The sequence below is a fragment of the Hymenobacter nivis genome, assembly GCF_003149515.1.
Lineage (GTDB): Bacteria > Bacteroidota > Bacteroidia > Cytophagales > Hymenobacteraceae > Hymenobacter > Hymenobacter nivis.
The window spans coordinates 303,317-326,934 of the sequence record NZ_CP029145.1 but is presented as its reverse complement, the minus strand read 5'-3'; the positions used below and the strand labels follow the sequence as shown (position 1 = coordinate 326,934).

The 23,618-nt window shown below is 64.0% G+C and carries 16 protein-coding genes; 6 read left to right on the top strand and 10 right to left on the bottom strand.

What is annotated here, in order from left to right:
* Positions 1–111: 111 nt before the first annotated feature.
* The 5 genes from DDQ68_RS01305 to DDQ68_RS01285 form a co-directional block, all read right to left on the bottom strand.
* A complete protein-coding gene (locus tag DDQ68_RS01305) occupies positions 112–2,514 on the bottom strand; it encodes a glycoside hydrolase family 31 protein (RefSeq protein ID WP_109652319.1) in 2,403 nt (800 codons plus the stop codon).
* Positions 2,515–2,695: 181 nt separating this feature from the next.
* Positions 2,696–5,176: a glutaminase family protein gene (locus DDQ68_RS01300; protein ID WP_109652316.1), complete on the bottom strand. Its 2,481-nt coding sequence runs from the start codon at positions 5,174–5,176 to the stop codon at positions 2,696–2,698.
* Between the two features lie 46 nt (positions 5,177–5,222).
* On the bottom strand, positions 5,223–7,508 hold the full coding sequence (locus tag DDQ68_RS01295; protein ID WP_109652313.1) for a GH92 family glycosyl hydrolase: 2,286 nt from the start codon (positions 7,506–7,508) through the stop codon (positions 5,223–5,225).
* 164 nt (positions 7,509–7,672) lie between these two features.
* Positions 7,673–8,743, bottom strand: coding sequence for a GDSL-type esterase/lipase family protein (locus DDQ68_RS01290; RefSeq protein ID WP_211320215.1), 1,071 nt, complete (start codon positions 8,741–8,743; stop codon positions 7,673–7,675).
* Positions 8,744–8,795: 52 nt separating this feature from the next.
* The gene (locus DDQ68_RS01285) at positions 8,796–10,256 is read right to left on the bottom strand and encodes a sialate O-acetylesterase (RefSeq protein WP_109652299.1); all 1,461 of its coding nucleotides are present in this window, start codon (positions 10,254–10,256) and stop codon (positions 8,796–8,798) included.
* Positions 10,257–10,433: 177 nt separating this feature from the next.
* Here DDQ68_RS01285 and DDQ68_RS01280 point away from each other — a divergent pair, with 177 nt between their 5' ends.
* Positions 10,434–11,717 carry a sugar MFS transporter gene (locus DDQ68_RS01280; protein ID WP_109652297.1) on the top strand — a complete coding sequence of 428 codons (1,284 nt, stop codon included), beginning with the start codon at positions 10,434–10,436 and terminating at the stop codon, positions 11,715–11,717.
* 315 nt (positions 11,718–12,032) lie between these two features.
* Positions 12,033–13,085, top strand: coding sequence for a hypothetical protein (locus DDQ68_RS01275; protein WP_162549708.1), 1,053 nt, complete (start codon positions 12,033–12,035; stop codon positions 13,083–13,085).
* A gap of 12 nt (positions 13,086–13,097) precedes the next feature.
* Here the strand turns inward: DDQ68_RS01275 and DDQ68_RS22355 are convergent, their stop codons facing one another.
* The 3 genes from DDQ68_RS22355 to DDQ68_RS01265 all read right to left on the bottom strand — a co-directional run bounded on the left by DDQ68_RS22355 (position 13,098) and on the right by DDQ68_RS01265 (position 15,753).
* A complete protein-coding gene (locus DDQ68_RS22355) occupies positions 13,098–13,523 on the bottom strand; it encodes a transposase family protein (protein ID WP_162549707.1) in 426 nt (141 codons plus the stop codon).
* 8 nt (positions 13,524–13,531) lie between these two features.
* Positions 13,532–13,996, bottom strand: coding sequence for a hypothetical protein (locus DDQ68_RS22350; RefSeq protein WP_162549706.1), 465 nt, complete (start codon positions 13,994–13,996; stop codon positions 13,532–13,534).
* Between the two features lie 305 nt (positions 13,997–14,301).
* Entirely contained in the window at positions 14,302–15,753 is a 1,452-nt protein-coding gene (locus tag DDQ68_RS01265; RefSeq protein WP_109652288.1) for a diadenylate cyclase, read from the bottom strand.
* A 189-nt stretch (positions 15,754–15,942) separates the two neighbouring features.
* Between DDQ68_RS01265 and DDQ68_RS01260 the strand changes: the two genes are divergently transcribed.
* Together DDQ68_RS01260 and DDQ68_RS01255 are read left to right on the top strand one after the other, a co-directional pair.
* Complete coding sequence (locus DDQ68_RS01260) at positions 15,943–16,206, top strand: hypothetical protein (protein WP_162549705.1); 264 nt, start codon at positions 15,943–15,945, stop codon at positions 16,204–16,206.
* A gap of 76 nt (positions 16,207–16,282) precedes the next feature.
* Complete coding sequence (locus DDQ68_RS01255; protein ID WP_109652281.1) at positions 16,283–18,733, top strand: hybrid sensor histidine kinase/response regulator; 2,451 nt, start codon at positions 16,283–16,285, stop codon at positions 18,731–18,733.
* 230 nt (positions 18,734–18,963) lie between these two features.
* Here the strand turns inward: DDQ68_RS01255 and DDQ68_RS01250 are convergent, their stop codons facing one another.
* Positions 18,964–20,235, bottom strand: coding sequence for a BaiN/RdsA family NAD(P)/FAD-dependent oxidoreductase (locus DDQ68_RS01250; RefSeq protein ID WP_211320214.1), 1,272 nt, complete (start codon positions 20,233–20,235; stop codon positions 18,964–18,966).
* Between the two features lie 557 nt (positions 20,236–20,792).
* On the opposite strand from DDQ68_RS01250, the gene DDQ68_RS01245 reads away from it, so the two are divergent.
* Positions 20,793–21,227 (top strand): hypothetical protein, encoded by a 435-nt coding sequence (locus DDQ68_RS01245; protein WP_109652275.1) that lies wholly within the window; start codon positions 20,793–20,795, stop codon positions 21,225–21,227.
* 9 nt (positions 21,228–21,236) lie between these two features.
* Positions 21,237–21,488 carry a hypothetical protein gene (locus DDQ68_RS01240; RefSeq protein WP_109652272.1) on the top strand — a complete coding sequence of 84 codons (252 nt, stop codon included), beginning with the start codon at positions 21,237–21,239 and terminating at the stop codon, positions 21,486–21,488.
* 247 nt (positions 21,489–21,735) lie between these two features.
* Here DDQ68_RS01240 and DDQ68_RS01235 read toward each other — a convergent pair whose 3' ends face one another.
* A complete protein-coding gene (locus tag DDQ68_RS01235; protein WP_109652269.1) occupies positions 21,736–23,523 on the bottom strand; it encodes a chloride channel protein in 1,788 nt (595 codons plus the stop codon).
* Positions 23,524–23,618: the final 95 nt, after the last annotated feature.

The following is a 23,618-nucleotide window of genomic DNA, read 5'->3' as shown; positions in this document are numbered from 1 at the left end:
TACGGCAGCATCAGCTGCGCCGCCCAGCTACGCGGAAGCGCCGTAGCGCGGACTTACAGTCCACAAGTGAACTGGTTTTCGCCCCACTCACTCGCGGACTAAAAATCGGCGCTACTTACTCACGGTCAACGCACTGCCATTATACTGCACCACACGGTCGGCCTTGATGGTAGTACCTAGGCCCGCGCCGTGCGTGCCTTTCACGAACACCACATGGAAAGAACGGGTAGCGGCCATGCCGGGGAAGGTGCCCGTGCGCTTACCGATGCTGAGCTGCTGGGTTTTCTCGTTCCAACGCAGCGGGATGGTAGCAAAAGCGCCTTTTTCGTAGTTGTAAGAGTCGTTTTCGTCCTCGTAAAGCGTGAATTCGGCATTGGCACCGGGGTACACGCGCAGTTCCAAGGGGGCGGTGAATTTCTCGGCAGCGTATTGCACTACCGGGCCCAGCGGCAGAATGGCCCCGGCCCGGATGTGCAGCGGCATTACGTCGATGGGTGTGGGGCGGCTGATAGTTTGGCCGCCAGTGAGCTTTTCGCCGGTCCAGAAATCGTACCAGCCGGCGCTTTGCGGCAGGTACAACGACTGGCTTTTGATGGTGCTGAAATCGGTGCTGCCTTTTTGGGTGGCGTCGGCGCCTTTCGTGCTGTATTGGGCGGTGGTAACCGGGCTCACCAGCACCGAGGGACCAAACATGAACTGGTTGTCGATACTGAAAACCTTGGGGTCGGCGTTAAAATCCATCGGTAGGCCGCGCATGAGGGTGTAACCCTGGCGCGTGACTTTCGAGGAAAGCGAGTAAATATAGGGTAGCAGTCGGTAGCGCAGGTCTATGAATTTGACCTGCGCATCGAAAGCCCAGTCGCCCTTGTTGCCGAACTGGTAAATCTCGCGGGGCGTGTCGGTACCGTGCGAGCGGAACAGCGGCGAAAAGGCCCCAAACTGGAACCAGCGTACGTACAGCTCCTGAAACGCGGGGTCGGCCACGCCCAGCGGGTAGGTTTTGCCGGTAAAGAAGCCGCCGATGTCCGTGGTCCAGTACGGGATGCCGGCCAGGCTGAAGTTCAGGCCGCCTGAAATCTGCTTGCGCAATACCTCCCAGCTACCCTGAATGTCGCCCGACCAGGTGGCCGCGCCATAGCGCTGCTGCCCCGCGAAGGCCGAGCGCGTCAGAATGAACACCCGCTTTGCGCTTGAAGCCGCCCGCTGGTGCTCAAACACGCCCTTGTTGTGTTGTAGCGGGAAGGCGTTGCGCACCCGCCGGTAGGTGCCCAGGGCGGTCTGGGTCGAATCCATCTTGCCCTCCCGGTCGAACTGTTCCGGCTCCGACGCATCCAGCCACCAGGCATCCATGCCTAATGAAAACAGGTTTTTATCCATGTAGCCCCAGAGAATATCGCGGGCCTTGGGGCTGAAGGCATCGTACACGCGCACGCCGCCGTCAGTGGGCCAGTTCTTGAAATCGTAGAGCAGACCAGCCTGGTTCAAATCCTTAAAAATGGCCGTTTTATCGCCAAACGAAGGCCAGACTGAAATCATGAGGTGGGCGTTCAGGGCGTGCACGGCATCGACCATCGCCTGAGGATGCGGGAAGTTGGGATTGCCAAACTCGGTCGAGTTCCAGTAGTGGTTGTCGGTGCCCCAGTACTGCCAGTCCTGCACAATGTTATCGAGCGGCACGCGCAGGGCGCGGTATTTTTTCACCACATCCAGCAGCTCGTCCTGGCTCTTATAGCGCTCCCGGCTCTGCCAGAAGCCAAACACCCATTTGCCGAACATGGGGGCCGCACCGGTGAGGGTGCGGTAGCCGGCCACGGTGCCATCCATGGTCTGGCCGTACACGAAATAATAGTCGCTGCAATCGCCGAGAGCCGCTGAAAACGAGGCCCCCGCCGCGTTGTCGCGGAATACCGTGGCCGAGTAGTTATCCCACAAAATGCCGTAGCCTGCCGTCGATACCAGGAAGGGGTTGGCCACATACTGGTTGAGCTGCCGCAGCTTCACTGCGTGGTTGCGCCAGTTCATAATACCGTCCTGGAATTGCCCCAGGCCATAAATCCCCTCCGGCGCACTCAGCTTGAATCGCTGTTGCACGCGGTAGGCCGGCTGGCCATTGTCGGTCGTCGGGACAAACAGGGAATCCTGCGCCCCTTCCTGCAATAGAGATTTTCCGCCCCGGGTGGCGAAGCTGACGAGGCCGGTTTGTCGGTTCAGACTAACCGTCAGCAGGGCCGTTTTCACGGTAATTACCCCGCCCGCTTCAGCCGTTTCAAACGGGGTTTTGTCCGGCGCTTTGTTCACCGATAAACTGGTTTTAGTGGCCTTACTACCCACCGGAAACCGCAGGACACGCACGGTATTCGGGCTGAACACCTGGATTTGCAAGTCGGCCGCTTTGGTCTTGATGCGGACGGTCTGGCCTTGGGTTTGATATGCCGTCGAGGCCTTTTGGGCCTGAGTAACGGTGGCGGCCAGGATGCCCACGGACAGCAGGGCGGCGGGGAAAAGCTTTTTCATAAGTTTCCTTGGTGAAAGCGTGGGATTAAGGGTACTTGGGTGGAATGACAGAATTATTCAGGCTATTTAGACGGTCATGCTGAGCTTGTCGAAGCATCCCTACCGCTTCGTCTGGCTCGTGCAACGAAGCGGTAGGGATACTTCGACAAGCTCAGCATGACCACCTTTTCCATATACTCATCTACTTCACCAGCATCTTTTTCGCTAGCATTTTGATGAAGTACCCACCTACTACCGAGCGGGCCTGGAAGCCGACTTGGCGGGCATCGGTGGTTTCGTGCCAGTCGGTGAGGGGCACGCGGGTGGGCGTTTCGTTAGCAAACAGCCAGATGGGATGCACCAAGGCCTGGAAGTCGGCCTCGCGCTCAGCTAGCGTGGCGGTCCAAAGAGTCCAATCCGATTTAGTGTACGTTTTGCGGCTGTCGAGCGGCAGGCCGTAGCGCTGCTGGTGCTGGAGGTAGAAAGCAATTTCCTGCTGCGCTACCTCTTTGGGGAAGATGTTCAGGCCCAGTAGCTGGTCCCAGACCAGGTTGTATTTCTGGCTCCACGAGCCAGGAGTTTTGTCGAAGGTCAGGGCGTAGTGGTCGCCGTCCTTGGCCATTTGCATCCAGCGCTGGGCGTAGTCGCGGGCCAGGGCGGTGTATTCGTCGGCGGTTTTGGTGTCGCCGAGCTGCCGAGCCATCTGGCCGTAGCAGGCAATGCCCATGATGGCCTTGAGCGAGAGGTTGGCGTTGCGGGCCAGGTGGCCGGCAAAGTCATCAGTGCAGAGCTGGTTGGCCGGGTCCAGGCCGTCGCGCTTCAAGAAGCCCACCCACTTGGTAAGTACCGGCCAGTGAGCGCGGGCGAAGTCGGTGTTGCCGTCCATCTTCACGACAGCGGCGGTGAGGATGAGCATGTTGCCGGCTTCTTCCACCGGCATGTCTTCGCCGTAGGTCTGGCCATTGGCCAGCGGGAAGGTGCCCACGTCGTGGGCCGGGAAGTCTTTCGTCCAGCGGCCCGACTCGCTATATTCGAAAATAAAGCGCAGCATTCCCTTAGCCAGCTCGTTGTTATACAGCAAAAACAGTGGCTCCGAGGGGTAGGTCACGTCCACGGTGCCAATGGAGCCGTTAGAAAAATTCTCCTTCGACATGAACAGCACTTCTCCTTTCGGGCTAGCCGCGATGGAATGGGCGGAAATGGCCTGGCGGTAAGCCAGCTGGCAGAGGTCGGCGTATTCCTTGCCGCCGGCCGCCTGGGCATCGTCATAAAGGGTTTTGTCGAAGGCCGCGCACTTCTGGCGCACGCGGGTGTAGTCGGCCTCAGCGGCCTGGAGCAGCTTGGGCATGGTCATGTCGGGGTCGCGGCGCCACCAGGGCCGCAGGTTCTGGCCGAAATACTGCACGGCGAATTCCTCGTCGTAGCCCAGCAGCAGGTGCTTTTCGGTGGCGCTGCTGCTCACCGCACCCAGGTTCAGTACGGCGGCCAGGGCCACGCGCTGGGCCGGACCGCTGAGGAGTTTAGCCGTAACGGGCAGGGTACCGGTGCGGGCAAACGCGGTTTTGAGGTCGGCGGGCACGCCGGTAGCGAGAGCGGCCCCGCCGGGCGCGGCCAGGTAGGCGTGGCCCCAATCGATGCGCACGTTGTCGCCGGACCGGCCCAGGAGTTTTTGGTCGGTGGTGCCCACGGCCTGCCAGGCCATGGTACCCGCCCGGCCGGCCTGCGTGGTCACCGTCTGCACTGGCGTATTAGTGGCCAGCGCCCCGCTCGCCGACATAAATACCTGCACCTGATGGGTTTTGCCATCGGCCGCCGACGCCCGGAAGCTCACGTAGCTCACGGGCCGGGCCAGGGTTTCCAGCTCATCGAGCAGCAGCGGCGAGCAGAACGTAGCCGTGAAGCGCACCGGGCCGGCCTCAAATGCATAGGCCGTTTGGGTAGCCGTAACGGTGGCGGCCGTCTGGCGGGCAGGCAGCAGCGGGGCAACCGGGGGCGTTATCTCGGCCATACCGGCATCGAGGTCGGCCCCGCCGTAGGGATTGGCGCAGTGCATGGCCAGCAGGTTCTTACCCGGCCGCAGGGCGGCGCGGGCCGTGGCGGCCAGCGGAAACTTGTCGTACAGGCCATTGGCCCCGCTTTGCTTGAGGAGTAGGGTACCGTTGAGATACACCTCGGCATCGTCGTCGTGCAGCAGCAGCAGCACCAGCTCGCCGGTGGGCAGCGGCTCGGTAAGAGTGAGGGTGCGGCGCACCCATAGGTTGCGGGTAAGCCAGCGGGTACCGGGTTTCTCCTTGTAGTTGGTAAAGGGCGCGGGGCCGGTTTGCCAGCCGGTGGAGGGCGCAAAGTTCGGGTCTTCCCAGCCCGAGGCCGGGGCCGTGAAAGTATAACGGGCCGAGTAGGGCGCTTCGGCCGCCGTGGGAATGACGGTGCGGTAGCGCGGCGCGGGCCGGCCCAGAAATTGGTAAGCTTTGCCATCGACGCGCACCACGCCTTCCAGCGCCTGCGGCTCGCCGGTCCAGTGCCGGGTGGAGCCGGCGGCGAGGTCATCGTTGAACGACCACACGCTGAAATACGGGCTGTGGGTGATGAGCGGGTAGGCTGGCGGGCGCAGCGTCTGGCCTTGGGCGGGCGCCAGGGCAGCGGCGGCCAACGTCAGGGTGAAGAATAACGGCTTGAAAGTCATAAGCTGATGTTTTTATATTGACATTGAGCCAATCACCTTGTTCGTTTTAGTGCTTTCCCGGCTTCGACATTGAAAAAGGCGCATCCGCTGCGCTGTTGCCACGGGCTTTGTTCGGCGTGGCGCTCATCTCGAAATCCAGCGTCGCGCCCTTCAGCAGCTCCGGGTAGCTGAGCCAGTTGCGGCCGTCGGGCTGCCCGTTCAGGGTCAACTTATTTAGGTAGCGGTTTGCGGCGCTGTTGGTGGGCGCGTTCAGCACCACATCATGGCCGTTTTCGAGGTGCAGCACGGCTTTGGGGAAGAGTGGCGCACCCAGCACGTACTGGTCGGTGGCGGGGCACACGGGGTAGAAGCCCAGGGCCGAAAACACGTACCAAGCCGAGGTCTGGCCGTTGTCTTCGTCACCGCAGTAGCCGTCGGGCGTAGGCAGATAAAGGCGGTTGAGGACTTCGCGCACCCAGTACTGAGTTTTCCAGGGCTGGCCGGCGTAGGCGTAGAGGTAGGGGATGTGCTGGGCCGGTTGGTTGCCGTGGGCGTACTGCCCCATATCGGCCACCTGCATCTCCTTGATTTCGTGGATGACCTCACCGTAATAGGAGGCATCGAACACCGGCGGCAGGGTGAAAACTGAGTCCAGCGTGGCTGTAAACCGGGCGGGGCCGCCCATCAGGTTCATCAGGCCCTGCACATCGTGAAACACCGACCAGGTGTAGTGCCAGGCGTTGCCCTCGGTGAAGTCGCCGCCCCACTTAAAGGGGTTATAGGGTGAGTGCCAGGAGCCATCCTGGTTGCGCCCGCGCATCAGGCCCACCTGCTTGTCGAAGAGCTTGCGGTAGTTCTGGCTGCGTCGGGCGTAGAGGTCGGTTTCTTTTTTTGGTCGGCCCAGCTGCTTGCCCATCTGGTAGATAGCGAAGTCGTCGTAGGCGTATTCGAGGGTGCGGGCAGCGCTTTCGTTCAGCTTCACATCGGCAGGCACGTAGCCCAGCTTGTTGTAGAAGTCCACCCCGGCGCGGCCCACGGCCGTGAGCGGGCCGACATTATTGGCCCCGTGCAGCAGGGCTTCGTAGAGCGTGTTGGCATCGGCCCCGCTCAGGCCTTTGAGGTAGGCATCGGCCACCACGGCGGCCGAATTATTGCCCACCATCACGTTTCGGTAGCCGGGGCTGGCCCATTCGGGCAGCCAGCCGCCTTCGCGGTAGGCGTTGGCCAAGCCGGCCTGCATTTGGGCGTTTTCGGTGGGATAAAGCAGCGCGAGCAGCGGAAACTGCGCCCGAAACGTGTCCCAGAACCCAGTGTCAGTATACATAAAACCGGGCACTGTCTGGCCATTGTAGGGGCTGTAGTGCACCGGCTGCCCGGCCGCGTCCAGCTCGTAAAACCTGCGCGGAAACAGCAGCGAGCGGTACAGGCATGAATAAAACGTGCGCTGCTGGGCCTCGCTGCCCCCTGTGATTTCGATCCGGCCCAGGGCTGCATTCCAAGCCGCGCGGCCCTGCTGCTTCACGGTTTCAAAGTCTGCCGTGCTAATCTCCAGCAAGTTGCGCTCGGCCTGCTCTGGGCTGATGAACGACGAGGCCACGCGGGCCTGTACCGCCTCGCCCCGGCGGGTGCGAAACGTGACGGCCGCCCCGGCGTGCCCGGCGGCCAGCTCCTGCACGCCGGCTGCCTCCTTGCCGTCGTCGTACACATTGCTGGCGGTAAATGGCTGGTCGAACACCACCACGAAATAGTTCTTGAAGTTGACCGGTACGCCGCCGTTGTTCTTCATGGTGTAGCCAATGATTTTGCCCTCGGCCGGCAGAATTTTCACATAAGAACCCTTGTCGAGTGCGTCGAGCACCACGTAGGCACTGTCGGTTTGGGGGAAGGTGAAACGGAAGCGCGCCGCTCGCTCGGTGGGAGCCAGTTCGGTAGTCACGTCGAAATCGGCCAGGTACACGCGGTAGTAGTAAGGCCGCGCCTCCTCGCTTTTGTGCGAAAACCAGCTGGCCCGCTCATCCTCATTCAGCTTGATTTTTCCGGTGCCGGGCATCAGCGCAAACTGCCCGTAGTCGTTCATCCAGGGCGAGGGCTGGTGGGTTTGCTTGAAGCCCCGAATGCGGTCGGCCCCGTACTGGTAGGCCCAGCCGTCGCCCATTTTGCCAGTTTGGGGCATCCAGCAGTTCATGCCCCAGGGCCGCGTAATAGCGGGGTAGGTATTGCCGTTCGAGTAGCTCGGCTTCGAGTCGGTGCCCACCAGCGGGTTCACCAAATCGGCCGGCTCCAATTGCTGGGCCGGGGCTACAGTTGCGGTGAGCAGCAGCAGGGCGAGGAACCACGGGCAGAATTGGGACATAGCTATTTATTTGATTGCCAGAATTAAGAACGTCATACTGAGCGCAGTCGGAGCATCTCTACTGCTTCGTTGCAGCGGTTTGGTTACTCCTGCGGTAGAGATACTTCGACTGCGCTCAGCATGACGTTCTGATTCTGGTAGTTAAAAAAGATAGACCAAACAACTCACCAGTGCAGCGTCGTTTTCAAATAAGCCGTTAGCTCGTCGGCAATCAGCCCTTGCTCAGCCAGGCTGGGGCGCGCGTCGCAGCCGCCGGTATACCGGCGGGCAAAGAAGAACGAACTGACATTGGCCTCCCCGCCGGCCTTCGCGGCTGCTACCACGCCGCTCAGGTAGCGGCGTAGCACGGCCGTGAGGCGGTCATCAGCCATCGGGCTGGTCAGGCACATGAGGCGGGCGCGGGGGTAATCAGTGCGCAGGGTTTTCAGGAAATCCAGATACGCGCCGCAAAACTGCACCGAGTCCTGCACACCGTCGTTCTGCCCCAGACAAATAGTGACTACGTCGGGCTGGTAGCGACTGAAATTCCAGGGCTGCTTGCCAATGCGCAAATCCAAGGTGCCAAACTCCTGCGGCATTAGGTTAGTCTTGTCGCAGCAGCTGTGCATCAGGCCGATACCGGATTCGGAGGTGAGCTGCCACTCGGTATTTAGAGCGCGGGCGGTGCGCGGTCCGTAGCCCATGTAGGCATTGTGCTGGTCGTACCATAGCCCGGTGTGGCAGGGAATGGCCGCCATGTCGGCCCCCATCGCGGAGGTAATGGAATTGCCGATAAACTCGATGCGGCGGGCCGGCCGCGGCAGCGGCGGCAGTAGGTTGGCGCAGCGCAGACCCGTAAATTCGAGGTAGCCAATCAGGGCTTCCGTGTCCTTGCAAATCACGAGGATGTGTGGGCCCTTGCCCAGGCCCTTCGCCACTACCAGCGTGTTAGCTTTGCCGATCAGCTGCTGCCGCGCGCGTACGCCGTCCAGTACGATTTCCAGGTAGTTATGGCTGGTCCCATCCTTTACTTCATCGGCCATATCCACTTCGCACGACGGCCCCTGAAAGCGCACCGTGAGGTACACGCCCGCCGCCCAGAAGCGTGGCCTTTTCGCATCGGCGAAGTCGATACGGCCCGCGAACTGAATGCGGGCATCATCGGCCGCGAAAAACCTGGTTTTGAGAATAGCACGGCTTTCAGCCGGCTGGCTAATGCATGCCGCCAGCAGCACAACCCAGAGGAGCTTTTTCACCGACATTGAGCAAGAGTAAGCATTTGGTTGATAGACTTTTATATTGACTCGCTTACTTTCGGCCAGCCGTCAGGCCCGGCCACGTATCCGTTCGGAACGGCACGGCCGGCAGGTCCTCCTTATTGGTCAGGTTGCCGGCGGGGTTATCGGCCCAGTCGTAACGCACGGCTACCGGGGCGGGCACCTGCGGACTTTCCACCAGTACTTTATCGCCAGCGAGGCGAGCCGTGGCCCAATAAAATACCCGGTCGGCACCGGCCACCGCGAAGCCTTGTAACGGCAGGCCATTTTTAGCCACCAGCCCCCCTACGCTGGTAAATATTAGTCGAACCGATGCGCCGGTCACGGCCATATCCGCGTAGGTGGGACCGCTGGTTACGAGCTTCTTCTCGCCGTATGCCACGCGGCGGGCTACCAGCGCTAAGCGGTAGCCCACTGCCTGCTTGTTATGAGGATGAATATCGGCGGCATCGCCCACGTCAATGGCGGTGGCCATGCCAGTGCCGGGCAGCGCCAGCGCCCCGGCCTGAGCTTCGCGTAGCTCGGCCCACTCCGATTCGGCGGGCTCAGCCTTAGCTGCCTGGTAGTTGGCCAACTGCACGAACAGGAAGGGCAGCGGCGTACCCCACTGCGCCCGCCAGTCCGCAATCAGGGCCGGGAAGAGGGTGCAGTACTGCTCAGCCCGGTTTGCGTTGGATTCGCCCTGATACCAGATGATGCCTTTGAGGGCCACCGGCCGCAACGGCGCAATCATGCTGTTGTATAGGGCCGTGGGTTGCCAGTGGTCATCGCGGCGGATGGAATCGCGCCGGGAAAACCCGGTAATTCGGGGCCCGAATTCGGGGAGAGCCCGCAGGCCCTCCGCACTCACCCAGGCCTCGGCGGGCGTGCCGCCCCAACTGCTCACCAGTAGGCCCACGGGCACCTGGTAGCGCTGGTGAATTTCCCGCCCGAAAAAGTAGGCCACTGCCGAAAAACCGGCCACCGTGGCCGGGCTGCATACCTGCCAGCCCGAGCCTGCCGCGTCAGCGGCCGGGCGCGAGGCCGCTGATTGGCGCACAGTAAACAGGCGAATGGCGGGGTAATTAGCAGCAGCGATTTCCTGGTCGGCATCCTGCACGGGCTGGTAGCCGCGCGGGTTGCTATCCTTCACCTGAAGCTGCATATTGGACTGCCCGGCCGCCAGCCAGACGTCGCCTACCAAAACGTCATTCAGAACGATGGTATTTTGTCCGACAACCGTGAGAATATAGGGTCCGCCGGCGGGCATAGCTGGCAACGTGGCCTGCCAGCGCCCACCGGCATCCGGGACCGACGCCGCATAGCTACGGCCCCGAAACGTGAGACGTACGGCCTCGCTCGGCCCGGCCCAGCCCCACAGGCGCAGCGGCTGGTCGCGCTTCAATACCATGTGGGAGCCCACAAGCGCCGGTAGGCGCACAGTAGCCCGCGCTACGTGGCCCGTCAGGCACGCTAGCAGCAACAGAAGCGACAGACGGAAATGGGCAGCCATGACGATGGAAAGGGAGAGGTAAAAAATCCCAGCGAAGATCGGGGCAAGTCGACCAATAAAACTGGTATTATTTTATCAAAGTCACGTACCAAAAACCTAAAGATCTACATTTCAGTACCGGCATCTATAGATTTGGGTACCTTGGGATCTTAATCCTTGATATTCCCCTTCCTACTCATGGCATTTTCCGCTGTTTCGCCCGCCGCTGGGGCCAGTACGCTCCTCGACGGCACCCCTACCCCACGCTATACTTCGGCCCTGAGCGCCGTGACTACGCTGTTCTTTCTGTGGGGCTTTATCACAAGCCTCAACGACATTCTGATTCCATACCTGAAGGCTATTTTTCAGCTCACCTACACCCAGGCCAACCTCATTAACCTGTGCTTTTTTGGGGCGTATTTCCTAATGAGCATCCCGGCGGGCAAGTTGGTAGCGCGGGTGGGCTATAAGCGCGGGATGCTCCTGGGCTTCGTGGTGGCGGCGCTAGGGGCCTTCGTGTTCTACCCGGCGGCCGAGCAGCGGTCATACGGCCTGTTTCTAGGGGCACTGTTCGTACTGGCCTCGGGCATCACGCTGCTGCAAGTAGCCGCCAACCCTTACGTGGCCATTCTCGGGCCACCACAATCGGCTTCGTCGCGCCTCACACTCACGCAGGCCTTCAATTCGGTAGGCACCACGTTGGGGCCGCTACTGGGTAGTGTGTTTTTGCTGAGCCGGCTACCCAAGCTTGATAATGCCACCACAGCGGCCAGCATCGATATCCGCGCCTTGCAGCTGCCCTACCTGGCCATTGGTGGGGCGCTGCTACTCATCAGCCTACTGCTGAGCCGGGTGCACCTGCCGCAAATCGTGCCCGCCGAAGACGAAACTTCGGCTGCCAGTCGTAGTCAGGCCTGGCACTACCGGCATCTAGTCCTGGGCATCCTCGGCATCTTTGCCTACGTGGGGGCCGAAGTAGCCATTGGCTCGCATCTGGTCAGCTACTTCGCGCTACCTAGCGTGCTGGGGCTGGCCCCGCAGGCAGCCGGCGAAAAAGTGGCTTTCTACTGGGGCGCGGCCATGGTGGGCCGCTTCGCCGGGGCCTACCTGCTCAATAAGTTCTCTCCGGGCAAGCTGCTGGCCTTTAATGCCGTGGGTGCGATAGTTCTAATACTCATATCCGTAAGCAGCACCGGGGCGCTGGCCATGTGGAGCCTGCTGGCCGTGGGCCTGATGAATTCGTTGATGTTCTCAACCATTTTCACGCTGGCCGTGGCTGGGCTGGGCCGGCACACTGAGGAGGCCTCCGGGCTGCTCTGCACCGCCATTGTGGGCGGGGCCGTGGTGCCGCTACTATTCGGGGCCGTAGCCGACGGTCCGGGCCTACGCTGGGCCCTGGTGCTACCTGCGCTGTGCTACGCCTACATTCTGTGGTACGGACTGCGCGGCAGCCACCCGGTTGCTACTGCTGCTGTACTATAACAGCAGGTTCCATTGCCAGGAGCCGCCATCTAATCAGAAGTATTACCTCCGAGTAGTCGTTGCGCATCCGCTTGCGCAAGTTCTCAACAGCGGCAAAGTAAGCTTAGCTTAAGCTAAAATAATATCGGGTGTAATTCAAAACTACGCGGCAGGTTGTAACTTGGGTACTTCCTTATTTCCCTGGCCATGACCAAAGAAGCCTACTTGGCGTTAGCCGCCGCCCAGTACGAGGAGTTGCGCCGTATCGGCCAGGAGCCGGACTTCTACACGCTGGAAGAGCAGTTTGACCAGTTGTGAACCGCCTTGGGGCGCTCCGTGCTGGAACAGACGCTGGGGCCGGTGCCGGCCAACAAGCAAAAAAACAGCGTCCAGACTCGGTTTGGGCGCGTAGCCATCGCCAAAACCAATCCGTTCAGCGCCCCGGTGCTGGGTGCGCGCACCAGCCCCTATTTGCAGGCCAAGTTGGTGCTGCTCGGGGCCGGGCACGTGTTCGCGGCCGTGCCGCCGCTGGTCGAATCCCTGCTGGGCATTCGCGTGAGCACCAGCCAGGTCTACCGCCGCACCCAGGCCGCGGCCCAGGCCCTGCCCGCCGCGGCGCTGGATGCCCCCTGCCCGGCGGTGAGCGCCGGGCAGGGGCCCGTCTACGGCATGGTCGACGGCTCGATGATCTTCACCGATGCGGGCTGGCAGGAAGTCAAAGTCGGGCGCGCGTTCCAAGCCATCCCGCCAGCGGCTGGCTCAGCGGCTGGCCTGGTGGGGCCGTCGCCGTACGTGGCCCAGCGCGGCCCCTTTGCCCCCTTCACCCGGCGCTTCGAGCAGGTGCTGCCGCCCGGTACGCACGCCCAACAGGTCTTTGTGACGGACGGAGCCCCGTGGATTCACCACTGGCTGCAAAAAAGCTACCCCCACGCCACGCACATCCTCGACTTCTACCACGTGGCCGAAAAGCTGGCCGCCGCCGCTCAGGCCGCTGCCACCCCCGCCGCGTGGCTGCCGGCCCAGTACGCCCGCCTCTGGGCCGGGCACAGCCCGGCCGGAGAACAGGCCCTAATGCGCTTGCCGGGCCTGCCCGCCCTGCTGGCCACGCAACTCGTCGCCTATCTGCGCACCAACCGCCTCCGCCTGCGCTATGACCAGTTCCGCCAACGCGGGCTGCGCTGCGGCAGCGGACCCGTCGAGACGGCCCACCGCACCTTGCTTCAGGTACGCCTCAAGCGCAGCGGCCAGCGCTGGTCCAACGACGGACTCGACCGACTCGTACGCTTACGCTCTGCCCTCAAAAGCCCGCAAAGGCACTTGCTCACCGACCTGTTTAAAAAAACCAACCGCGTAGTTTTGAATTACACCCGTTTAAATATCTTCTATTAAAGCTTGTGCGGATTACTTTTCAAGGTTCGTGCGCTCGTGCGCGAGGTGAGCCCGGTACGGGCTGCGCACGCGCAGGTTGTGCAGGCCGCAGGCCACCACCACGACCGTATCACGAAACCAGTCGCCGCGCACCCGCACTTTGTCGCGGACCATGCGCAAGCGCTTGATGCCGCTGTGAACGTGTTCAATGACCATCCGCAAGGGGCTTAACATTTGGTTGTAAATAAGTTGTGAAAACGTCAACCCCCCTTTCGGGGGCTTCTTGTGGGGCATTCCCACCACGACCCCGGCCGGGGCGGGGCCCGGAAAGCCCAAATCCTGCCGCAGCACACTGCCCACCGGCAAGTGCAAGGGGTGCTCGGCGGCTATTTTTTTGTCGTGCGTCCGCCCGGATTCGGTGGGCGAGAGGTAGTGCGGGTACTGCGTGTCGTCGCACAAGGTGTTGTTCAGGGCGTGGACTTTTTTTTGGCGCTGTATTCCGCTTCCTGGCCGGCCCGATCCACGTTGCGGGGAATACCGCGCGCCACCCCGTCGCAGGTGAAAACCTGGTCGGGGTACGCGGCCAGGCGCTGGGCTAGCGGGGCCCCGTCGCGCACAGGCAACAGGTGCCGGGCGGCCAGTGCCTGGTTGAGTACGCCGAGCAACGGACCCGCCAGGCGGCTGACGCGGGTCGGCGAGAGGCCGAAGCTGGCGGCCTGGGGCTGCTGCAGGGAATTGGTTTTGGGGTAGGTGAGCAAGAAGAAAAGCTTCGTGTCGGTGCCGGGCAAGGTGGCGTTGGCACGCTCCCCGTGCGCCGGGATGCGCCGCCGTTCGCCATCGAGGGTGTGGTAGCGGTGGTAGCGTTCCCAGCGGGGGGTAAAATCGGTGCGCAACGCGTCAAATTCGGTGGGCAGCAGACTGGTCAAGGCCAAAAACTGCGTCGGCCGCTCGCGCAGAGCTAAGTAATCCGTGCCGCAAAATACGACCTCGCCGCACGCATTAGTGCAGCTAAATTTGCCGCACTAACACTAATTAGTCTTAGAAAGTATTTGACCTAACTAAGAAGCTCTTACGACGGTCATGCTGAGCGCAGTCGAAGCATCTCTACCGCTTACTAACCATGGATTACTCAGCGGTAGAGATGCTTCGACTGCGCTCAGCATGACCGTTTTATTAACTCAAACAGCTTCTTGATTAAGCCAACTGACTTGCTGTTAAATGATAACTGTTAAATGACCTACTGCGTGGGCAGCAGGTCAATCCAGCCGTCTTCGCTGACGACGACGACCAGGCACGGATACTGGCTGCTATTGACGTAGCGCACAGCTGAGTTGTAGCGCGAGCCGCGCGCCGGGTCGCCTTTTTCGGTGGCCAGGCCGTCGAGGATGGCTCCGATGGAGTGGCACATGCCGGTGGGCTCGATGAACACGGCCCCGTCGATGTTGGTGACCAGGCGCAGCACCGTGGGCGTGATGATGCGCGGGGCCACCCGGAAGCTCTGGCGGCTCAGGCGCTGGGCCTCCTGGGCGGCGCCGGTGCTGAACACCAGGATGGTGCCCGTGGGCTGGGTGCTGGCGCTGGCCGTCAGGGCCCAGAGGTAATCCACGCTGTCGGCGTCGAGCGACGGGAACACGCGGCGCACTGTGCGGCCGAAGTTGTCGGCAGCTACGCGGCCCTGAGGCAGGCGCGGCGTATTGCTCACTACGCGCATGAGCACGTGGCCAGCGTGGCTCATCTCCCAGCTGTAGTGGTGGGTGAAGTTGACGGTGACCAGGGCTTCGTAGCGCGGGTCGTTTTCGCTCACTAGCTGGCCCAGCCCAAACACGTGCGAGGCATCCGACACCAGGGCCGTGGCGTCCTCGCTCAGCTCCAGCAGCTTGCGGATGGAGCGGTGGTCGCGAAGGGTCACGGGCGTTTCGAGGGTGAGCACCGGCACGATGGCCGGGTGCTGGCGGCGGGCCACCAGCAGCGTGCCCACGCCTTCGCTGCCCTCGTGGCGCAGGGCAGCCACGCCGTTGCAGGCGTCATACAGGCCCTGGGTGCCGGCGGGGGCGGCGCGCAGCATCAGGCGGCGGCCGGCGCTGCGCAGCACTTCATTGTAGTCGCGGTCGAGGGCCGGTCGCTCATTATCGGCAGTGTCGGCCTCGCGCAGGGCCCGGGTGCAGTCGTGCAAAAACTCCAGCACCGTGGCGTGCGGCAAGTTGGCCGGCCGCTGCCCTCCCGACTTGGGAATGGCATAGTAGCTGTCGTAGCAGTCGCTGGCCACTTGTAGCACTACCGTCACAAGGTAGCCCTGGAGGTTCACTGGCGCCGAGCAAAACGAGTGGCGGTTTTCCTGGCGCTCGGTGGTGAGTTCGCGCAAAGTGCTTTCGGTAGCCTGGCACACCAGCTCGTACCAGCGCTGCTTTTCGTAGCGGTCATGGTCGTTGGGGTGCAGGTGATACACTACGTCGCGGGGCCCCGCGTCGGCCTCCAGGACAGCGGCGCGGGCCTTAATGCCGGCAAAGCTGTGGGCTCCGTAGCGGGTGCTCTGGGGTTCGAGCACGACGCCCGCCGGCTCATCGGCTTCGCGGGCCGAGGCCAAGCCGAGCAAAAAAACCTCCGGCCGCAGGTTGCGGTCCAACAAGTTAAAAACGCCTTCGGCAAACAACTGGGCTGAAACCCGGAATAAACTTTGGTGTTCCCACATGGGCAGAAAAAGGGGCCGGGGCGGTGGCGGCGCTATGCTTACTCGTACGGGAAACTGGCCCCGGCGGTGGCGAGCCCGGCAAAATAACTGCCGGGGGGCGCCCAAAGTCAAGGATTTTTCGTACCTTCGGGGTACCCGAGGCCCCCCGGTTGGAACGGCCCGCCCTACGCTACCTCCACCCCCGCGCCTATGCTCTTCGTCGACATGCTCTTCGTGATGGCGGTGGCCATTTCGTTCATTCCCATCCTCACCGGCTACTGCGCCTACAACTACGGGCGCTCGTTTTGGCTATGGTTTGTGCTGGGCTGGGTGCTGCCGCTGGCCTCGTTTTTTCTGCTTACCGCCCTCATCCTGCGCGAGCAGCTCGACCCCGGCCGCCGCCTGCTGGCCGATGCGCGCCTGATTTTGCGCGACGCCGAACAGGCCAGGGCCGCCGCGCAGGGCCAGGAATAAACACCGTTGTGGGGCCCCCGGGGGCAAGTTGCGGGAGCAGCCAGTAACTTGCTAGGCAATACGCTACGTGTGCCCCATGAACGCCGCTGAATCTCTACCTCCTAACCCGGCCGGCTCGCGCCACCAACTGCTCGCGCAAGCCGCCGAAAACACGTCCCCCGACCAGCTGCAAAACCTGGTGCAGGGGCTGCAAACCCACCAGCTCGAGCTGCAAATGCAGTACGAGTCGCTGCTGCTGGCCCAGGCCGACGCCGAAGTCAACCGCGCCCAGTATGAAGACCTCTATGAACAGGCCCCCGTGGGCTACGTCACGCTGGGGCCTAACGGGGGCATTGTGCAGCTCAACCGCACGGCCAGCCAGCTGCTGGGCGCGGCGGGGGGGGCGCTGGCTGGCTGGCCGTTCGTGCTGTTCGTAGCCCCGGCGCACCGCGCCGACTTTGCCGGTTTCCTGGCGCGGGTGCTGGCCACGCCGGGGCCCCAGCATACCGAAACGGAGCTGCGCCGCGCCGACGGTACCGCGTTTCATGCCCAGCTGGAGGCCGTGCGCGAGGAGGTGGCCCCGCCCCAGGGCCCCGGCTGTCGCCTGGCCCTGCTCGACACCAGCGCCCGGCGCGAAGCTGCCAATGCACTGGCTACCAGCGAGGCCCGCTTCCAGATGCTGGCCGAAAACGTGCCGGGCGTGCTGTTTGAAGGGCGCGTCGAGCGCGACGGGGCGTACTACGTCACTTACATCAGTCCCCGGGTGCAAGAGTGCTTCGGGGTGGCCCCGGCCGACATTAACCAGGCCGAAACGTTCCTGCACCCGGCCGATGTGCTGCCGTTTCGCCTCTCGCTGGCGGCGGCCGGGCAGGCCCAGGGGCCCTGGGTGTTCGAGGGGCGGGTGGTGGTGCCGGGCCAGCCGCTGCGCTGGTGCCGCGGCACGGCGGTCGTCACCACCCGCGACGCCCGCGGTGTAGCCTACAGCGGCTTGCTGCTCGACGTGACGGCCTCCAAGCAGCTCGAAGCCCACCTGCGCGCCGCTACTGATGCGGCCGAGGCTAACGTGCGGGCCAAGCAGGAATTCCTGGCCAATATGAGCCACGAAATTCGTACGCCGCTGCACGGCATCCTGGGCTTGGCCGAGATGTTAGCTGCCTCGGCCCTGGCCCCCGCCCAGGCCGAGCACCTGCGCCTGCTGCACACCTCCGCCCAGCACCTGCTGGCCGTGCTCAACGATGTGCTGACCACCGCCCGCCTCGGGGCCGGCCGCCTGCACGCCGCCGCCGAAGCCTTCGACCTTGGGGCCCTGCTGCGCGACTGCACAGCCCTGTTTGCCCCCGAGGCCGAAGCCCGGGGCCTGGCCCTGCGCCTCGACGCGCCCGCCGCGCTGCCCCGCGTAGTGGGCGACGCCCACCGCCTGCGCCAGGTGCTACTCAATCTGCTCGGCAACGCACTCAAGTTCACCGAGCGCGGCGGGGTGGAGTTGCGCGCGCAGTGCCCGCCCGGGGCCGGGCCGGGCCGGGTGCGGGTGGCGTTCAGCGTGAACGACTCGGGCATCGGCATTGCGCCCGCCGAGCTCGACGTCGTGTTCGAGCCCTTCGTGCAGGCCGGCGAAACCACCGGCCGGCACTACGGCGGCACGGGCCTGGGCCTGAGCATTTCGCGCAGCCTGGTGGAAGTGCTCGGCGGTACGCTGCACGCCACTAGCGAGCCGGGAGCGGGCAGCACATTCTATTTTGTGCTCGAATTCGACACCGCCGACCGCACCGCCGCGCCGCCGCCCGGGGCCCCCGCCCCGGCGAAGAAGGCCGTGCCCGGCAGCACCGGCCGGGCCCTGCTGGTGGAAGACAACCCCGTGAGTAGCCTGCTGGCCGAAAGCCTGCTGCGGGGCTGGGGCTGGGCCGTGGATGCGGCCGCCACCGGCCCCGCTGCGGTAGCCCTGTTCGAGCAACATCGCTACGACGTAGTGCTGATGGACCTGCGCCTGCCCGGCCTCGATGGCATGGCTGTGACCGCCCGCCTGCGCCAGCACCCCGATCCGGCCCGGGCCGCCACGCCCGTGCTCGCCGTCACGGCCCACGCCCAGCTCGACGCCGCCGCCCTGCGCGCCAATGGCTTCGACGCCTACCTGGCCAAGCCCTTCGACACCGCTGCCCTGCGGCAGGCGCTGGCCGTAGCCCGCCAGGCCCGCCAGGCCCAGCCCGGTCCGCTCTACGACCTGAGCGCCGTGCGCCGGATGGTAGGCGATAACGAACTGTTTGTGCGCCACCTGGTGGGCGTATTTTGCACCAGCACGCCGCCCATCCTTACCGCCCTGCGGCAGGCCCTGACGCAGGCCGACTGGCCGGCCCTGGCCGACGCGGCCCATCACCTCAAAAGTTCGCTTCACGGCATGGGCGTGGCGCCCCTCTTCGAGGCCATCCGCGAGCTGGAGGCCTGCGAGGCCACGCCCCCCGCGCCAGACCGCGCCGCCTGGCTCGTGGGCGAGGTCACGGCGGTCACAGCTGAGGTCATGGCGTCGTTGGCGCAGGCCTTTCCCGGGGTTTAGGGGCCCCAGGGCGGGCGTCAGGGCGGTTTCCGGGGCCCGTGGGTGCCGCTGTGTAGTTGGCCAGGAAATAACCAGAACGTCACGCTGAGCTTGTCGAAGCATCTCTCCCGCGTAACTAATTCAATCGGCTGGATTACTTGCGCAGCAGAGATGCTTCGACAAGCTCAGCATGACGTTCAATAGGTTTGCTGAATAGCCTTTTAATGATCGCCAAAGGCCCCGCCATCGCGCTACACGCCGCCACCTGGGGCCCCAGCGGCGATGATGCCCGCCGCCGCGCCGGCCCCGCTGGCCAGGCAGCCTTGCAGCAGGTAGCCGCCGGTGGGGGCCTCCCAGTCCAGCATTTCGCCAGCCAAGTAGGTGCCGGGGCGGCGGCGTAGCATCAGGTGCGCATCGAGTTCGGCCCAGGCTACGCCGCCGGCCGTCGAAATGGCCTCGTCGAGCGGGCGCAGGCCGGCCACGGGCAGCGGCAAGTGGCTGATGAGTTGCGCTAAACCATCGGGCGGCAGGGCGGCCGCGTCGGGCCGGGCCTCGCGCAGCAGGGTGGGGATGAGGGCCCCCAGGTGGAGGGTTTTCTTGAGGAAATCGGCCCACGAGGCCTTGCCGCGCGGGGCCCCCAGCTTGTGCAGCAGGGCGGCGGCGGGCAGGTCAGGCTTCAGGTTTAAGTGGAACACGGCGGGGCCCCCGGCGGCCAGCGCGGCCCGCACCTGTGGCGTAAGGGCGTACACGGGCGTACCCTCCAGGCCGTAATCTGTCAGCATGACTTCGCCGCGCACTTCGGGGCCCTCGTTCATGCGCAGGGCAATGTTTTTGAGTGGCTGGCGGCCCACCTTATCCCGGAAAAACGCCGACCACGCCACTTCCGCCCCGCAGTTGGCCGGCGCAAACGGCACCACCTCCACGCCGATTTCGCGCAGCAGCGGGGCCCAGGCGCCGTCGGAGCCGGTTTTGGCCCAGCTGGCCCCGCCCAGGGCCAGTACCGTGGCGGCGGGCTCAAGAGCAAACTCCTCGCCGGTGGCCGCGCGGCGCAGGCGCAGGCCGCAGGGCCCCGCGAAGCCCAGCCAGCGGTGGCGGGTGTGGATTTCCACGCCCAGGGCCCCCAGGCGGGCCAGCCAGGCGCGCAGCACATCGGCGGGCGTGTGGGCGGGCACGGGGAAAATGCGCCCACTGGTGCCCACGAAGGTTTCGATGCCCAGCGCGGCGGCCCAGGCGCGCAGCTCGGCGGGCCCGAAACGGGCCAGTAGGTTCCCAAAGTGCCCCGCCGCGGGCCCGTACTGGGTGGCGAAGCGGGCGGCGCCGGGGGCGGCATTGCTCAGGTTGAAGCCGCCGTGCCCGGCCACCAGAAACTTGCGCCCCACCGTGGCCTGGGCCTCGAATACGCGCACCCGGTGGCCGGCCTCGGCCAGGCGCTGAGCGGCTAGCAGGCCGGCCGGGCCGCCGCCCACCACGGCCACAAACGAAGAATTATCGGCGCTCATTACGGCTACAGCCTTAGGAATCAAAGCCCAAAACTACGCCCCGCCCCGCCCCGGGGGCCCAACCCGCGCCCGCAGCCGCCCGTTAAGCCCGGCCATGAGCCCGTAACCATCCTGATTGGCCTGAGCCTAGCCGTGGTGCTGTCGTACCTGTTCGACCTCGCCGCCAAGGGCACCAAAGTGCCGTCGGTGCTGCTGCTACTGGCCGGTATCGCCTTCGGGTAGGCCACCACCTACGGGCAGTGGCCGGTGCGCTTCCCGCCGGTGCTACTCCAGATTCTGGGCATCGTGGGCTTCATCCTCATCGTGCTCGAAGGCTCGCTCGACCCGCGCCTGACCCGCGACAAGGGCCCCTTGATTCGGCGCTCGTTTTTGGCGGCGGCGGCCGTTTTGGTGGCGGCGTCCGCGGCCATTGCCGCGCTGCTGCACTTCTACACCGGCGCCGGCTGGCAGAGCTGCTTGGCCAACGCCGTAGTCCTCTCAGTGGTGAGCAGCGCGGTGGCCATCTCCAGCGTGGCGGGCCTCACGGTCGAAAAAAGGGGCTCATCGTCTACGAAAGCACGTTTTCCGACATCCTGGGTATCATGCTCTTCAGCTTCGCCTTGCAGGAAAACTTTGCCCAGGGTGTGTCGCTGGTCACGTCTGGGGTGGATATTCTGGCCGTGCTGGTGGCGGCGATGCTAAGCACGGCGGTGTTGGCGTTTTTGCTGGCGCGGCTGCGCGGGCACATCAGGTTTTTCCTGCTCTTCGCCTTTTTGGTACTGATGTACAGCCTGGCCAAGCAACTGCACCTTTCCTCGCTGGTGCTGGTGTTCGGGCTGGCCGTCAATAACGCCGACCTGTTCCTGCGGGGCCCCCGCCTGCAACGCTGGCTGCACCCCGACCAGCTGGCCTCCGAGTTGGGCCAGCTCAAGAGCCTCACCGCCGAGTCGGCGTTTCTGGTGCGCACGTTCTTCTTACCGGCCTTCGGGTTTTCCATCGACCTCACTAACCTGCTCAACAGCCACCTACTGTGGTAGGGCCTGCTGGTGGTGGCCGTGCTTACCTTCATCCGCTACCCATACCTGCGCCTCGTGGCCCGCGCCGATTTGCTGCCCGAGCTATTCATCGCGCCCAAAGGTCTGATTTCCGTGCTGTTGTTCTATAGCATCCCGGCCCCGCTGCCCGTCAGCGAAGTCAGCCAAACCCTCATGTTCCTCATCATCCCGCTCACCGGCATGCTGATGCTGGTGGGCCTAGAGCTTGTGCCCAAAGGTGTGCCGCTCGAAGCAGAGGTGTAGCGTGGGCGCTGCGAGTCCGTGCGGCTGAACGGTCCCGCTGGCCGCAGTTTAGCACGGCACGTGCAACTGCTAGCCGATAAACGGGGCGAGTTCGTAACTCGCAAAGCAGAACGGCCAATTGGCGCAACCCGCCGGGCCGCTGCGCGGCCGTGAGTCGCAGACTCACCCCGTTGGGTAGCCAGCAGTTGCGCGTGCCGCGCTAAACTGCGGCCAGTGGCTCTGAGCGCCGCGGACTATAAAGTCTGCGCTACACTTGGCTGTCCTGAATCAATTGCCGGCGGTAGCGGGCGAGGATGGCCGATTTCAGAATGAAGCCCAGGTAGCGGCCATCCTCCTCGCACACGGGCAGGGCATAGGCGCCGTGGCGGTCAAACTGGGCCAGGGTGTGCTCAAGGTCGTCGGCGGGGCCCACCACGGCCAGGGGCGGGGCCATTAGGTCGCGGGCCAGGGTGGTGGCGTAGTGGCTTTCGTCGAAGAGCGCGTCGCGCACTGCGTCGAGGCTGATGATGCCCAGCAGCCGCCCGCCGGCCGCCACCACCGGAAACAGGTTGCGCGAGGCTTGCCGGAAAATGTCCACCAGCTCGCCCAGCGTGGTGGTGGGGCGCACCGGCACGAAATCGGTTTCGAGCAGCTTGCGCGGGTCGAGCTGGGCCAGCAGGCCCTGGTCGCGGTTGGCGTACACGTCCACGCCCTGGTGCACGAGCTTTTTAGTGTACACCGAGTACGGCTCGAAGTATTTGGTAATCAGGTACGACGAGCTGCTCACCACCATCAGCGGCACGAACAGCGCGTAACCGCCCGTGATTTCGGCGATGAGGAATATGGCCGTCAGCGGCGCGTGCACCACGCCCGCCAGCGTGCCGGCCATGCCCAGCACAATGAAGTGCACTTCCGGAATCTGCACCAGGCCGCTCATGTTCAGCAGCCGGGCGAAGAGAAACCCCACCAGGGCCCCCGAGAATAGCGACGAGCCGAACATGCCGCCGTTGCCGCCCGCCCCCACCGTAATGCTCGTGGCCACCACCTTCAGCAGTAGGCTGAATACCACCAGTACCAGCAGCAGCCAGGGGCTCTGGTCGCCGTATACCGAGAAAATACTGCCGTCGGTGAGGTGGCTCGACCTGCCGGCCAGCAGCAACTCCACCGTGTTGTAGCCCTCGCCGTAGAGCGTCGGAAATAGGAAAATGAGGGCCCCCAGCGCCATGCCGCCCAGCAGCACCTTGCGCCAGTTAAGGCCGGGCCAGCGGGCAAAAAAGCGGTCGAACCAGTAGTAGGTCCGAATCATGTAGACCGAGAAAAACGCCGTAAATAGGCCCAGCAGCACGTAAAACGGCACCGCGTTCACGGGCCAGCTCGTGGTGATGAGCACGAACGGCTGGCCCGCGTACAGCGCCTTCGACACCACCGTGGCCGTAGCCGAGGAAATGAGCAGCGGAATAAAATACTGCGCCGGCAGCTCCAGCAAAATGGTTTCGACCGCGAACAACACCCCCGCGATGGGCGAGTTGAAGATGGCCGCCAGGCCCGCCGCTGCCCCGCAGCCCGTCAGCAAGCGCCGCCGCCGCCGGTCCAGGTGCAGTACCCGGCCGGCGTTGGAGCCCAGGGCCGAGCCCGTGACGGTAATTGGGGCTTCCGTGCCTGCCGAGCCCCCGAAGCTCACCGTGAGAAAGGCCGTAATCAGCTGCGAGTATAGCTTGGAGCGCGGCACCACGCTGCCCTCGCGGGCCGTGTTGTAGATGATGGGCGCGATGCCGCGGCCCAAGTGGCCGTGCAGGAAGTATTTGGTAACCAGCGCCGTGAGCGTGATGCCGATAATGGGGTAGAGCGAGAGCGCAAACACCCGCTGGGGCTCCGGCACGGCTTCTTGCAGCAGCCGCGACATGGTGCGCACGCTGGTTTTGAGCAGCACCGCCGCCAGGCCCGCGCCCGCGCCTACCAATACGCTGAGGATGAGTAAGTACATCCGCTCGCTGATATGGCGGACCCGCCACACCAGCAGCGGGCGCAGCAGGCGATGGACGTTGGGGGCGGGCATAGTGGCTGGTGTTGGTAGCGCAGCGGCTGCGCAAATTTGGGGCCGCTAAGCGGAAGCGCGTTATTGCCAACGCGGATTCGGGCCAGGTGTTGCCA

Coding starts and splice junctions, on each gene's coding strand:
- DDQ68_RS01285 (WP_109652299.1), bottom strand. CDS start 10,256: ATGGCTGCCCATTTCCGTCTGTCGCTTCTGTTGCTGCTAGCGTGCCTG.
- DDQ68_RS01300 (WP_109652316.1), bottom strand. CDS start 5,176: ATGACTTTCAAGCCGTTATTCTTCACCCTGACGTTGGCCGCCGCTGCC.
- DDQ68_RS01305 (WP_109652319.1), bottom strand. CDS start 2,514: ATGAAAAAGCTTTTCCCCGCCGCCCTGCTGTCCGTGGGCATCCTGGCC.
- DDQ68_RS01260 (WP_162549705.1), top strand. CDS start 15,943: ATGCTCTTCGTCGACATGCTCTTCGTGATGGCGGTGGCCATTTCGTTC.
- DDQ68_RS01280 (WP_109652297.1), top strand. CDS start 10,434: ATGGCATTTTCCGCTGTTTCGCCCGCCGCTGGGGCCAGTACGCTCCTC.
- DDQ68_RS01265 (WP_109652288.1), bottom strand. CDS start 15,753: ATGTGGGAACACCAAAGTTTATTCCGGGTTTCAGCCCAGTTGTTTGCC.
- DDQ68_RS01255 (WP_109652281.1), top strand. CDS start 16,283: ATGAACGCCGCTGAATCTCTACCTCCTAACCCGGCCGGCTCGCGCCAC.
- DDQ68_RS01295 (WP_109652313.1), bottom strand. CDS start 7,508: ATGTCCCAATTCTGCCCGTGGTTCCTCGCCCTGCTGCTGCTCACCGCA.
- DDQ68_RS01245 (WP_109652275.1), top strand. CDS start 20,793: ATGCTCTTCAGCTTCGCCTTGCAGGAAAACTTTGCCCAGGGTGTGTCG.
- DDQ68_RS01235 (WP_109652269.1), bottom strand. CDS start 23,523: ATGCCCGCCCCCAACGTCCATCGCCTGCTGCGCCCGCTGCTGGTGTGG.